Annotated in this window: 11 protein-coding genes; 7 read left to right on the forward strand and 4 right to left on the reverse strand. The window is 64.7% G+C overall.

The features are described from left to right. The first annotated feature begins 61 nt into the window (after positions 1–61). On the forward strand, positions 62–1,741 hold the full coding sequence (gene ggt, locus AC1RUR_RS18905) for a gamma-glutamyltransferase (RefSeq protein ID WP_492846638.1): 1,680 nt from the start codon (positions 62–64) through the stop codon (positions 1,739–1,741). Between the two features lie 221 nt (positions 1,742–1,962). After that, complete coding sequence (locus AC1RUR_RS18910; protein WP_492846640.1) at positions 1,963–3,057, forward strand: sensor histidine kinase; 1,095 nt, start codon at positions 1,963–1,965, stop codon at positions 3,055–3,057. Between the two features lie 77 nt (positions 3,058–3,134). Here AC1RUR_RS18910 and AC1RUR_RS18915 read toward each other — a convergent pair whose 3' ends face one another. Continuing rightward, positions 3,135–4,496, reverse strand: coding sequence for a serine protease (locus AC1RUR_RS18915; protein WP_492846642.1), 1,362 nt, complete (start codon positions 4,494–4,496; stop codon positions 3,135–3,137). 91 nt (positions 4,497–4,587) lie between these two features. Between AC1RUR_RS18915 and AC1RUR_RS18920 the strand changes: the two genes are divergently transcribed. Further along, positions 4,588–5,391 (forward strand): HesA/MoeB/ThiF family protein, encoded by an 804-nt coding sequence (locus tag AC1RUR_RS18920; RefSeq protein WP_492846644.1) that lies wholly within the window; start codon positions 4,588–4,590, stop codon positions 5,389–5,391. A 9-nt stretch (positions 5,392–5,400) separates the two neighbouring features. On the opposite strand, the gene AC1RUR_RS18925 is transcribed toward AC1RUR_RS18920, so the two are convergent. Then, a complete protein-coding gene (locus AC1RUR_RS18925; protein WP_492846646.1) occupies positions 5,401–6,408 on the reverse strand; it encodes an aldo/keto reductase in 1,008 nt (335 codons plus the stop codon). Between the two features lie 116 nt (positions 6,409–6,524). On the opposite strand from AC1RUR_RS18925, the gene AC1RUR_RS18930 reads away from it, so the two are divergent. Beyond that, on the forward strand, positions 6,525–7,436 hold the full coding sequence (locus AC1RUR_RS18930; protein WP_492846648.1) for a LysR family transcriptional regulator: 912 nt from the start codon (positions 6,525–6,527) through the stop codon (positions 7,434–7,436). Here AC1RUR_RS18930 and AC1RUR_RS18935 read toward each other — a convergent pair. Continuing rightward, complete coding sequence (locus AC1RUR_RS18935; RefSeq protein WP_492846650.1) at positions 7,433–8,434, reverse strand: 2-hydroxyacid dehydrogenase; 1,002 nt, start codon at positions 8,432–8,434, stop codon at positions 7,433–7,435. The two genes, AC1RUR_RS18930 and AC1RUR_RS18935, sit on opposite strands and share 4 nt — an antisense overlap. Positions 8,435–8,762: 328 nt before the next feature. Between AC1RUR_RS18935 and AC1RUR_RS18940 the strand changes: the two genes are divergently transcribed. Beyond that, entirely contained in the window at positions 8,763–9,293 is a 531-nt protein-coding gene (locus AC1RUR_RS18940) for an SH3 domain-containing protein (protein ID WP_492846652.1), read from the forward strand. Positions 9,294–9,471: 178 nt separating this feature from the next. Here AC1RUR_RS18940 and irrA read toward each other — a convergent pair whose 3' ends face one another. Beyond that, the gene (irrA, locus tag AC1RUR_RS18945) at positions 9,472–9,963 is read right to left on the reverse strand and encodes an iron response transcriptional regulator IrrA (RefSeq protein WP_027546833.1); all 492 of its coding nucleotides are present in this window, start codon (positions 9,961–9,963) and stop codon (positions 9,472–9,474) included. Positions 9,964–10,315: 352 nt separating this feature from the next. Here irrA and fabA point away from each other — a divergent pair, with 352 nt between their 5' ends. Then, positions 10,316–10,837, forward strand: a complete 522-nt coding sequence (gene fabA, locus AC1RUR_RS18950; protein ID WP_492846654.1) for a bifunctional 3-hydroxydecanoyl-ACP dehydratase/trans-2-decenoyl-ACP isomerase — start codon at positions 10,316–10,318, stop codon at positions 10,835–10,837. Positions 10,838–10,877: 40 nt separating this feature from the next. Continuing rightward, positions 10,878–12,101: a beta-ketoacyl-ACP synthase I gene (fabB, locus tag AC1RUR_RS18955; RefSeq protein ID WP_492846656.1), complete on the forward strand. Its 1,224-nt coding sequence runs from the start codon at positions 10,878–10,880 to the stop codon at positions 12,099–12,101. The last annotated feature ends 175 nt before the right edge of the window (positions 12,102–12,276 follow it).

Consider the following 12,276-nt stretch of genomic DNA (forward strand, 5'->3'; position numbering starts at 1 on the left):
TGGACCCGTAATCGTGCGTGTGATGTGCTCGCCGCCGTGAATAACAAGAGGGGCAAGCCGCATGAGCGGAAACTGGCGCGATCGAACGGCAACGCGATTTGAATGCCAGAAAATGCCTGCGGTCTCGAGCCGCGGCATGGTGGTGAGCAACCATCCGCTGGCGTCGAGCGCGGGGGCCGAGATGCTGGCGGCCGGTGGCAACGCCATCGATGCCGCGATCGCGACGCTGTTCACGCTGACCGTGGTCGAGCCGATGATGGTCGGTATCATCGGCGGCGGCATGGCCCATATCAGGCTGGCCGACGGCAGCCATCGTTTCATCGACGGCCAGAGCACGGCTCCGTCGGCCGTGCGCGACACCACCTACACGTCGAAGCCCGGCTCGGCACATGATGTGTTCGACACCGTCGGCAACGAGAATCTCAACGGCCCGAAGGCGGTAGCGACGCCGGGCTCGCTGAAAGCCTGGTGCGAGACGCTGCGCCGGTTCGGCACCATGAGCCTTGCCGACGTGATGCAGCCCGCGATCAAGCATGCCGCGCGCGGCTATGCGGCGACGCCCTATTTGCACGAATGCATCAGCGAGAGCGCTGCCGAGATGCGCAAGGACAAGCCGATCGCGGCGGTCTTCTTGCCGAACGGCGAGCCGCTCAAGGTCGGCGAGCGCGTGGTGCAATCCGAATATGCCGAGACTCTCCGCACCATTGCCGACCACGGCGAGACAACGCTCTACGAGGGGCCGCTCGGCGACATCCTCGCCGATTACATGGAGAAGACCGGCGGCTTCATCCGCCGCAATGACCTTGCCAATTACAAGACCGTCGAGCGGCAGCCGGTCCGCGCCGATTATCGCGGCTGGACCATCCTTGGTCCGCCGCCGCCCGCGGCGTCCGGCGTGCACATCGCGCAGATGCTGAACATTCTGGAAGGCTACGACATCGGCGGTCTCGGCTTCGGCACATCAGAGACGATCCACTATCTCGCGGAGGTCCTGAAGATCGCCTTCGCCGATCGCGCCGCGGCCAGCGGCGATCCCGATTATGTCGGCGTGCCCGTGGAGAAGCTGACGTCGAAGGCCTATGCCGAGGAGCGCCGCCGCGCCATCGATCCGGCGCGCGCGCAGGCCTGGGGCGCCGGCGTGTCGCCGCTCGAAGGCGCGCACACCACGCATATGACGGCGGCAGATAGCTTCGGCAACGTGGTCGCGACCACGCAGACCATCAACAATCTGTTCGGTGCCAAGATCATGATCCCCGGTCTTGGTGCCATCGCCAACAATTACATGAACCTGTTCGATCCGCGTCCCGGCCATGCGTTGTCGCTCGCGCCGGGCAAGCGCGTCACGACCTCGATGTCGCCGATGATGGCGCTGCGTGACGGCAAGCTGCGCTACGCGCTCGGGCTGCCCGGAGGAAAGCGCATCTTCCCGAGCGCGATGCAGGCGCTGGTCAATCTGATCGACCACGGCATGAGCCTGCAGGAAGCCGTCGAGGCGCCGCGCGTGTGGACCGAGGGCAACGCGCTCGAGGTCGAGCAGAAGGTGCCGGAAGCCGTTCGTGTGAAGCTCGCGGGCCTCGGCCACAAGGTGCAGCAGGTTGCGACTGTCGCCGGTGGTATGAACGGCATCGCCTTCCACGACGACGGCACCATGACCGGCGCCGCCTGCTGGCGGGCGGATGGGACGCCGGTTGGAATTTCAGGAGGGCTCGCGCGAAGCGGTGTGCGGTTCAGGTTGAGTTAGTGGAGTGTTCCGAAAACAAGGCGTGGCCGGTTTTCGGATATGGCAGACATCGTTCCCTTCTTCAGCGGACACACATTGTGCCTGGCAGTTTTTGGACAGGAGCATTCGCTGATGTCGCATGCTCGGCCCGACCGAGGCGGATGACGACATAAGTCGGGCATTGTATGCTACGCAACTCCGACGATGGGTTTGGCGGTCGGTGTTTGAGTAAGGTTGCGCGTATGGACGGGGATGGAGTCAGCGACTTCCTGGCCGGGGGTGGCGAGATGGGCGCTTTGACGCGCGCATTCGACTGGTCGAAAACGTCGGTCGGCTCGCCGGAAACCTGGCCTCAAAGTCTTCGGGTGACGGTGCGGCTCGTTCTGACCTCGCGCCACCCGATGTTCATCTGGTGGGGACCCGACCTCATCCAGTTCTACAATGATGCGTACCGGGAGACGATGGGCCCCGAAAGGCATCCGAGCGCGCTGGGAGCGGGGGGCCGGGAGTGCTGGGCCGAGATCTGGGACATCATTGGTCCTCAGATCGAGTACGTCATGTCCGGGAAGGGCGCGACCTGGAACGAGGACCAGCTTGTACCGGTAACGCGCCACGGTCGCCGCGAAGACGTTTGGTGGACGTACAGCTTTGGCCCGATCGACCTCGAAGGCAAGGTGGGCGGCGTGCTTGTCGTCTGCAGAGATGTCACGTCCGAGCACACGGCAAGGGAAGCGCTGGGCCTCATCAATGAGGAGCTGAAGCACCGCGTAAAGAACACGCTTGCGGTCCTGAGCGCGGTGGCTGCCCAGACATTTCGCGAGCCATCCAGCAGAGCCGACCTCGAAAAGTACCAGGCACGCCTTGGCGCGTTCGGACGCGCGCATGACCTGTTGACCGCCGCAAATTGGGCTGCCGCGCCCCTCCAGGATGTGGTCGACACCGCTCTCATGCCTTATCGGACAGGCGACGGCCGCTTCACGGTTTCGGGCCCTCCACTCGTCGTCAAATCGCGGCAGGCTCTCGGTCTGTCCCTTGCGATCCACGAGCTTGCGACCAACGCTTTGAAGTACGGCGCTCTGACCGTGGCGAGCGGCCGCGTGTCGATTACATGGACATGCGAGGATCAGGACGGAGCGCCAAAATTCGTTTTCGTCTGGCAGGAATTTGGCGGGCCAATGGCGTCGAAGCCGTCCCGCGTGGGCTTTGGTTCACGCCTCATCTCCCGGGTGCTGGAAGACGATTTTGGAGGCCCCGTCGACGTTTCCTATGATTCGACCGGTCTCGTTTGCCGCCTGACCGCCCCGCTCGAAAATCTGGCAACCCCGAAAGGCTCGTGAGGCAGAGCGGAAGCATTTTGGCTCGGCGGCGCGACATTTCTTCGCCGCACGCGTCGGGACGCGCGAGCGTCGTCTAGCTACTTCCGTACGCAGATCACGCGCACGACAGCGGCTCTCGGGTCCGTTGATGTGCCATTCGCCGCGACGCTGTTCGCCTTCAGGAAATCGCGCACCGTTTCCGCGGAGACCATCACGGCCTGTGACGCCGGCACCGCTGTCGCGGGTCCTGCGACCATCGCCGGCTTCAACAGTGCAACGCCGGCGAACTTGCCGTCGCCATCGATGGCCGGGCCGCCGGAGAACCCGACCGCCGGCGGCGGCGACAGCGCGGAATCGCTTGATGTCACCGGCGCCAGCGCGCCCTTGACGCTCGACACGCCGGCCGCGCCGCCCTGGCTTTGCGGATCGGCGATGCCGACGACATCGACGTTGGTCTTCGCACCACCGCCAGCGAGGCTGAGCGGCTTCAGGCCGCGCGCGCCGTAGATGTGCAGGAGCGCGAGATCATGCTCCTTGTCCTCGGCGAGACGATCGGCGCTGCCGTAGCCGGCGATGGTGATCGCAAGACAGCTGTCGGTGACGAGGCGGTCGGTGAGGATCGCGCCGTCGTCGCTGACGATAATGCCGGTGCCGTATTCGACGGTCTTGCGCGGTGCCGGTCCGGCTTGCGGTCCTGCCGGAAATGCGTTGAACGCGCTCGACATCGCGATCACGACCGGCTCGACGGTATTCTCGGTCGCCTGGTCGTACAGGATCGTCATGATCCGGACTTCGTCGCCCCTAAAAGTGCCGCGCACGTAGAATTTCTTGAGGCCCTGCAATCCCGACAGCACGAAGAAATCCGGCTTCACCACGGTGTAGTCGACCTTGCGGCCGGCCGGCTCCTTCTTCTCGGCCTCCGCGAGCTTTGCCGTGGTCGGGCTCGCCTCCTTGCGGCGGCTGAGCAGCACCTGCACGGTTCCGGTCGGCGAGGTCCATTTCGAGCCGTTGGCGTCGGTGGCCTGCTGCGGCACCAGTTTTGCGGGAATGCCGAGCCGGGCGCCGCTGGTCGGCTCCATCACCATCTTCCAGCCGACGCTGTCCTGCTTTCGCCGCGCGGTCTCGGCGAGCGCGGCGCGCTCCTGCGGATTGAGCACGCCGGTCGGCTTGCCGCCCTTGAGCTTCTGATATTCCTTGATGGCGTCGACCATGCGCGCGCTGATATCGCCGGTGATGGCGCCGTTGTACTGGCCGACCCAGGCGAGGTCGGACTGGAGCGACAGCCGCTCGGCCTGCGCCATGGCATCGGCCGTTTCCGACGGCGTTTGCAGGGCGGGCGGCTTGATCGGTACGGTCTGGACCGTCTTCGGCTTGGTGCCGGGGATCTGCGGCGTCGTCATCTGGGCGTTCGCGCCTGTGACGGACGCAAACATCAGTGTTGCCGCAAGCATCGATCTCATGACAAATCCAGCCAGCCCATTGAACGCAATGCCATTGAAGCACATCTCGTTGGTCGCGAACAATCTCGGGGTGGTTCAGGAGTAAGAGAAGGTGCTGAGCCCGGACGAACTCGAACGCTATGCCCGCCATATCGTGCTGCGTGACGTCGGTGGACCGGGCCAGGCTGCGCTGAAACGGGCTTCCGCGCTGGTGATCGGCGCCGGTGGGCTCGGCGCGCCTGCGCTGATGTATCTGGCTGCCGCCGGGATCGGCACGCTCGGCGTGGTCGATGACGACGTGGTGTCGCTCTCCAATCTCCAGCGCCAGGTCATCCATACGACGCCCGATATCGGCCGGCACAAGGTCGAGAGCGCGGCCGAGCGGATCGCAGCGCTCAATCCGCATGTCCGCTTCGTCGGCCATGCCACCTGGCTCAATGCCGACAACGCGCTCAGCCTGATCGGCGACTACGATCTCGTGCTCGACGGCTCCGACAATTTCTCGACGCGTTATCTGGTCTCGGATGCCTGCTTTTTCGCGAAGAAGCCGCTGATCACCGCCGCGCTCGGCACCTTCGACGGCTCGCTGACCACCATCCGGGCGCATGAGACGAACGAGCAGGGCGTGTTCAATCCGACCTATCGCTGCCTGTTTCCGGAGGCGCCGCCGCCCGGCACGGTGCCGGCCTGCGCCGAGGCCGGTGTCATGGGCGCGCTTGCGGGCGTGATGGGCTCGATGATGGCGCTCGAGGCGATCCGCGAGATCGTTGGTTTCGGCGACGGCCTCGTCGGCCGCCTCCTGATGATCGATGCGCGTGCGATGCGCTTCGAGACGCTGCGCTATGCGCGCGATCCGGCCAATCCGCTCAATGGCGATGGGCCTGTGATCATCGACCTCAGCACCCATCGCACCTGATTGCAGCGCTTACGCGCTGGCCGGCTTCTCGCTGTCGAGATGCGCCATCTGCTCGGCCGCATAGCGCGTGCCGGAAGCGACGTTCGGCGGGAAGGCCTTTGCCAGCGCCGCGAGATGAGCCGGCGTCAGCGACACCTTGGTCGCGCCGAGCGCTTCGGTGAGACGGTTGCGGGTGCGTGCACCGACCAGCGGGATGATCTCCTTGCCCTGCGCCGCCACCCAGGCGATCGCGACCTGCGCCGGCGTTGCGCCGATCTCGGCCGCGATGGCGCGCAACTGCTCCACCAATGCGAGATTGGCGTCGAGATTGTCGCCCTGGAAGCGCGGCGTCATCAGCCGATAGTCTTTGCCGGTCTTGCCGCTGTCCTTCGACCAGTGGCCGCTGATCAGGCCGCGCGCGAGCACGCCATAGGCGGTGATGCCGATGCCGAGCTCGCGGCAGGTCTTCAGAATGTCGCGCTCGATGCCGCGTTCGATCAGCGAATATTCGATCTGGAGATCGACGATCGGGTGCACCGCATGCGCGCGGCGAATGGTGTCGGAGCCGACCTCGGACAGGCCGATATGCCTGATGTAGCCGGCCTTCACGAGATCGGCGAGGCCGCCGATCGTCTCCTCGATGGGAACGTTGGGATCGAGACGCGCGGGGCGGTAGATGTCGATGTAGTCGGTGCCGAGGCGCTGCAGCGAGTAAGCCAGGAAGTTTTTGGTCGCGCCTGGCCTTGTGTCCATCCCGGCGAACTCGCCGGCGGGGCCGCGCAGCGCGCCGAACTTGACGCTGATCTGCACTTTGTCGCGCGGCACATCCTTCAGCGCCTCGCGCACCAGCATCTCGTTGTGGCCCATGGCGTAGAAATCGCCGGTGTCGAGCAGCGTGATGCCGGCATCGAGCGCGGCATGAACCGTGGCGATGCTCTCGCCGCGATCGGCCGGGCCGTACACCTCCGACATGCCCATGCAGCCGAGGCCGAGGACTGAGACGGTGGGGCCGGTTGAACCGAGTTTGCGCTGTTCCATGATGGCTCTCCTCGAAAAGGCGGCTGTCTGCGCCGCATGACGAGGCCGGATATGCGCCCGGTTGATTGCGCCGATAAGCTGGACAATCCAGAATGGCTTGTTCACATTAGCGCACAATGGCCGATCCGGACCTGCGCGATCTCGATGTCTTCGTGGCGGTTGCCCGCACCCGCAATTTCCGGCGCGCGGCGGTCGAAATTCGCGTGTCGGTGTCGAGCCTTAGCCAACGGCTGCGGGACCTGGAGGAGCGCCTCGGCGTTCGCCTGATGAACCGCACGACCCGCAGCGTCGCGCTGACTGAGGCGGGTGAGCTGCTGCTGTCGCGCGTGGCGCCGGCACTGCGCGATGTCGGGGATGCCCTGGATCAGGTCCGGGGCCTGCGTGAGGTCGCCTCGGGCCGGCTGCGCATCAACGCGCCGCCGCCGGCGGTCGATCTCGTGCTGGCGCCGATGGTCGGCCCGTTCCTGGAAACGTATCCGCAGGTCGAGCTCGACATCGTCTCCGAAAGTGGCTTCGTCGACATCGTGAGTGGGGGCTTTGACGCCGGAGTGCGTTATGGTGAGCATCTCGCGCAGGACATGGTCGCGATCCCGCTGAGCGGGCCGCAGCGCTATGTCGTCGTCGCCTCGCCCGCTTACCTCGCGCGCCGCGGCAAGCCCAGGCATCCGAAGGATCTGCTCGACCACGATTGCATCCGCGCGCGCTACTCGAGCGGCGTCATGCATGATTGGGAGTTCGAGAAGGGTGGCCAGATCATGAAGGTCGATCCGCCCGCAAAGCTGATCTCGACCAATATGGGGCTTGCGATGCGCGCCGCGTTCGACGGCGTCGGTGTATGGGCGACCCTCGATGGCTACGTCGGCGACGCGTTGAAGTCCGGCGCGCTGGTCAGCCTGCTGGAAGATTGGTGCGAGCCGTTCCCGGGCCCGTTCCTGTACTATCCGAGCCGGCGCCAGGTGCCGCCGGCCTTGCGCGCCTTCATCGATTTCGTCGCAGACTGGCGCAAGCGCAAGACCAATGGACCTTAGAGCATGCTCGGCAGCACGCGGTCCGGCGGCTTGTGGGCGTCGAGGAAGGTGCGGATGTTGATGATCACCTTCTCGCCCATCTCGACGCGGCCTTCGATCGTCGCCGAGCCCATATGCGGCAGCAGCGTCACCTTGCCGGCCTTGGCGAGCCGCACCAGCTTGGGGTTCACCGCGGGCTCGTGCTCGTAGACGTCGAGCCCGGCGCCGCCGATCTCGCCACCTTCGATCAGCTTGATCAGCGTGTCCTCATCGGTCACTTCGCCGCGCGCGGTGTTGACGATGTAGGCGTCCTTGCGGATCAGCTTCAGCCGCCGTGCCGACAGCAAATGATAGGTCGCCGGCGTGTGCGGACAGTTCACCGAGATGATGTCCATCCGCGCCAGCATCTGGTCGAGGCTTTCCCAATAGGTCGCGCCCAGCTCTTCGGCGATCTTCGGCGCGACGGGGCGGCGGTTGTGGTAGTGGATCTGGAGGCCGAAGGCGCGGGCGCGCCGTGCCACCGCCTGGCCGATACGGCCCATGCCGATGATGCCGAGGCGCTTGCCGCCGATGCGGTGGCCGAGCATCCAGGTTGGCGACCAGCCGGGCCAGGGCTTTCCTTCCGTCAGGATCGAGGCGCCTTCGATCATCCGCCGAGGCACGGCCAGGATCAGCGCCATGGTCATGTCGGCGGTGTCTTCGGTCAGAACCTTTGGCGTGTTGGTGACGGTGATGCCGCGGGCGTGCGCGGCCTCGACATCGATATTGTCGACGCCGTTGCCGAAATTGGCGATCAGGCGCAGCTTGCAGTCAGGCTGGTTGACGATGTCGGCCGTGATGTGGTCGGTGACGGTCGGAACCAGCACGTCGGCGCTGCGTGCGGCTTCCGCGATCTGCTCGGCCGACATCGGGGTGTCATCGAGATTGATCCGCGCGTCGAACAGCTCACGCATCCGCGTCTCGATCGAATCCGGCAGCTTGCGCGTCACCACGACGAGGGGCTTTTTCTTCACCGACATGTCCTGCTCTCATGAGGTGTCGCAAGCCCGCCTCTGTCGCCAAAGGCTGGCCGTTCAGGCCTCATTAACCCGGTTGTTCGACACTGCCCTTGCCGTGTCGTCCCCGGCGTTTCCTTCAAGCTCTCCCGACATTTCCAGGCTGGAAAATCGGGGCAAACTGGTTGTTCAAGCGTCCGTTCTCTCTAGCAGAAGGCCGGGCCAAGACAAGAACCACGGGCCGGGCTTGGGGAACACCCGCGTGGGGCGGGCCAGGGACGAACGCGGCAGGGTTTTTGGAATTTTGGGGTGAGAGTCCGGCTCGGCCGGGTCCTCGACAGGAGACGGGTTGATGGCGTTGGGGCGTTTTTGTTCGGTGATGGCGCTCGTTTGCACCTGGTTGAGCGCCTCGGTCAGCCCCTCGCATTCGGCGAAGGACACCACCCCCCAGAGCGCCAGCGGCCTCCCGGTGCCGCGCTATGTCAGCCTCAAATCGGATCACGTGAACGTCCGCGCCGGCCCGACCAAGGACAACGACGTGGCCTGGGTCTATACCCGCGCCGGCCTGCCGGTCGAAATCACCGCCGAGTTCGAGAACTGGCGCCGGGTGCGCGATTCCGAAGGCGCCGAAGGCTGGGTCTATCATTCGCTGCTGTCGGGCCGCCGCACCGCGGTCGTCACCATGAAGCACAAGGACGAGCTTGCGCCGATCTACGACCGCGCCGATCCCGACAGCACGGTCGCGGCCAAGCTCCAGGCTGGTGTCGTCACGCAGGTGAAGAAGTGCAGCGCAAACTGGTGCCGCGTCACCGGCAACGGTTTTGACGGCTGGATCCAGCAGGAACGCCTTTGGGGCGTCTATTCGGACGAGCAGGTCAACTGAGGCTTAAGGGGCGAATTGTTTGCCACACCGTCATGCCCGGGCTTGTCCCGCCTGCGCGGCCGAAGCCGCTTCGGCGAGGCGAAGGCCGGGGCATCCACGCACTTCCGCACCTAGCTCAAGAACGCGGATGGCCGGGACAAGCCCGGCCATGACGACTAAATCAACAGTTTAGGTCTTCTCAGCGCTTCTTGCGCAGGCGCACGACCATGTCGATGCGCGAGATTTCGTAACCCTCGGGCACCTCCGGCATCTTGGACAGGGCCAGATGCGGATCCTCGATGTCGACCAGCTCATGGCTGTTCTCGAGGTAATAATGGTGGTGGGTGGTGACGTTGGTGTCGAAATAGGTCTTGGTGCCGTCGACACTGACCTGGCGGAGCAGGCCGGCGTCGGTGAGCTGGTTCAGCGTGTTGTAGACGGTCGCCAGCGACACCGGAACCTTGGCCAGCGTGGCTTCCTCGTACAGCATTTCAGCCGTAAGATGGCGCGCACCCTTGCCGAACAGGAGCCAGCCGAGTGCCATGCGCTGGCGCGTCGGACGGAGCCCCGCGGACTGGAGCATTTCGTTGACGTCGTGCCAGGGGCAGCCGGTCAAAGCCGGCTGGCGGCCGGATAGCAGGGCCGCGGCATGGACGTCGTCGTCGTGATGGGGCGCGGTATTCTCGCTCATTTCCAGATTTCGGGCACGCGTGAACAATATGTCTCTGCAATATAAGAACAGATAGATGCAGATGCAAGTTTCTCGCAACTAGAGAGGTTCTAATCAGCTCTGGAACCTGGCGAGGAGCCGGTCATTTTACCTTCATGACAGCGCTTTGCCGCTGAAATGGCCTGTGTTAGAGAGCGCGCGGTTCCGCTAAGCCGATTTTGGCGCAACCGGGCATGGAAGCCCGGTCCGCAGTCCATCCGGGGCTTGGGGGAGTGGCGCCTGGCGATCGCTAGCGGCGTTGCTCTCCGACCGGGACGGGGCCCATTTTCGCCAAAAAACGTCGCTCAATCGGACTTTGAACAGAGGCACATGCATGCTGAACAGGCGCAACGGATACGAATACGAAGATCTGCTGGCATGCGCCCGCGGCGAGATGTTCGGCCCGGGCAATGCCCAGCTGCCGCTGCCGCCGATGCTCATGTTCGACCGCATCACGGATATCAACGAGACCGGCGGCGAGTTCGGCAAGGGACTGGTGCGTGCCGAGCTCGACGTGAAGCCCGACCTCTGGTTCTTCGGCTGTCATTTCAAGAACGATCCTGTCATGCCCGGCTGCCTCGGCCTCGATGCGCTGTGGCAAATGGTCGGCTTTTATCTGGGCTGGAGCGGCGGCGAAGGTCGCGGTCGTGCGCTCGGTCTGAACGAGCTGAAGTTCAGCGGCCAGGTCCTGCCGGAGGCCCGCAAGGTTGTGTACAACGTCGATATCAAGCGCGTGATGCGGTCAAAGCTGGTGCTGGGTATCGCCGACGGGTGGCTTTCGGTCGATGACCAGATTATCTATCGCGCGAAGGACCTGAAGGTCGGCCTGTTCAAGCAGGGCGTGAGCCTGGGCTGAGCGCATCACAAAGAAAGACAACGATTTAGGCGAGGCTGTCATGAGGCGGGTTGTGGTCACCGGGATGGGCATCGTCTCGTCCATCGGAAACAACACCCAGGAGGTGCTTGCGAGCCTTCACGAGGCGAAGTCGGGCATTTCGCGGGCTGAGAAATATGCCGAGCTCGGCTTCCGTTCGCAGGTGCAAGGTGCGCCGACGCTTGATCCTTCGACGGTGGTCGACCGCCGCGCCATGCGTTTCCTCGGTCAGGGTGCGGCGTGGAATCACGTCGCGATGGAGCAGGCGATCCAGGACTCCGGTCTGTCGCCCGACGACGTCTCCAACATCCGCACCGGCATCATCATGGGCTCCGGCGGCCCGTCCGCCCGCACCATCGTCGAATCCGCCGACATCACCCGCACCAAGGGGCCGAAGCGTGTCGGACCGTTTGCAGTGCCGAAGGCAATGTCCTCCACGGCCTCGGCGACGCTCGCGACCTGGTTCAAGATCAAGGGCGTGAACTATTCGATCTCCTCGGCCTGCGCGACGTCGAACCACTGCGTCGGCAACGCCTATGAGACGATCCAGATCGGCAAGCAGGACGTCATCTTCGCCGGCGGCTGCGAGGAGCTCGACTGGTCGCTGTCGGTGCTGTTCGACGCCATGGGCGCGATGTCCTCGAAATACAACGACACGCCCGCCACCGCCTCGCGTCCCTACGACGTCAACCGTGACGGCTTCGTCATCGCCGGCGGCGCCGGCGTGCTGGTGCTGGAAGAGCTCGAGCATGCCAAGGCGCGCGGCGCGCGCATCTATGGCGAGATCGTCGGCTATGGCGCGACGTCCGATGGCTACGACATGGTCGCGCCTTCCGGCGAGGGGGCCGAGCGCTGCATGCGCATGGCGATGTCGACGGTGAAGACCAAGGTCGACTACATCAATCCGCACGCGACCTCGACGCCGGCCGGCGATCCGCCGGAGATCGACGCGCTCCGTCGCGTGTTCGGAAGCGGCGAGAAGTGCCCGCCGATCTCGGCGACCAAGGCGCTGACCGGCCACTCGCTGGGCGCAACCGGCGTGCAGGAGGCGATCTACTCGCTGCTGATGATGAACAACGGATTCATCTGCGAAAGCGCGCACATCCAGGAGCTCGATCCCGTGTTCGCCGACATGCCGATCGTGCGCAAGCGCATCGACAACGTCAAGATCGGCACCGTGCTGTCGAACTCCTTCGGCTTCGGCGGCACCAACGCCACGCTGGTATTCAGCCGGCTGGATGTGTGATTTTGGTACGCTGTCATGCCCCGCCTTGTGCGCAATTGCGCACTGGAGCGGGGCATCCAGTACGCCGCGGCTTCTCGATCTATCACGAACGTCTCTGGAATACTGGATCGCCCGCCCCAGTGCGCGAGTGCGCACATGGCGGGCGATGACCCCGGAATAATTGGAGCCGCTAGGC

Source organism: Bradyrhizobium sp. GW821-FHT12B03, assembly GCF_058807535.1.

Coding starts and splice junctions, on each gene's coding strand:
- ggt (WP_492846638.1), top strand. CDS start 62: ATGAGCGGAAACTGGCGCGATCGAACGGCAACGCGATTTGAATGCCAG.
- AC1RUR_RS18910 (WP_492846640.1), top strand. CDS start 1,963: ATGGACGGGGATGGAGTCAGCGACTTCCTGGCCGGGGGTGGCGAGATG.
- AC1RUR_RS18915 (WP_492846642.1), bottom strand. CDS start 4,496: ATGAGATCGATGCTTGCGGCAACACTGATGTTTGCGTCCGTCACAGGC.
- AC1RUR_RS18925 (WP_492846646.1), bottom strand. CDS start 6,408: ATGGAACAGCGCAAACTCGGTTCAACCGGCCCCACCGTCTCAGTCCTC.
- AC1RUR_RS18930 (WP_492846648.1), top strand. CDS start 6,525: ATGGCCGATCCGGACCTGCGCGATCTCGATGTCTTCGTGGCGGTTGCC.
- AC1RUR_RS18935 (WP_492846650.1), bottom strand. CDS start 8,434: ATGTCGGTGAAGAAAAAGCCCCTCGTCGTGGTGACGCGCAAGCTGCCG.
- AC1RUR_RS18940 (WP_492846652.1), top strand. CDS start 8,763: ATGGCGTTGGGGCGTTTTTGTTCGGTGATGGCGCTCGTTTGCACCTGG.
- irrA (WP_027546833.1), bottom strand. CDS start 9,963: ATGAGCGAGAATACCGCGCCCCATCACGACGACGACGTCCATGCCGCG.
- fabA (WP_492846654.1), top strand. CDS start 10,316: ATGCTGAACAGGCGCAACGGATACGAATACGAAGATCTGCTGGCATGC.
- fabB (WP_492846656.1), top strand. CDS start 10,878: ATGAGGCGGGTTGTGGTCACCGGGATGGGCATCGTCTCGTCCATCGGA.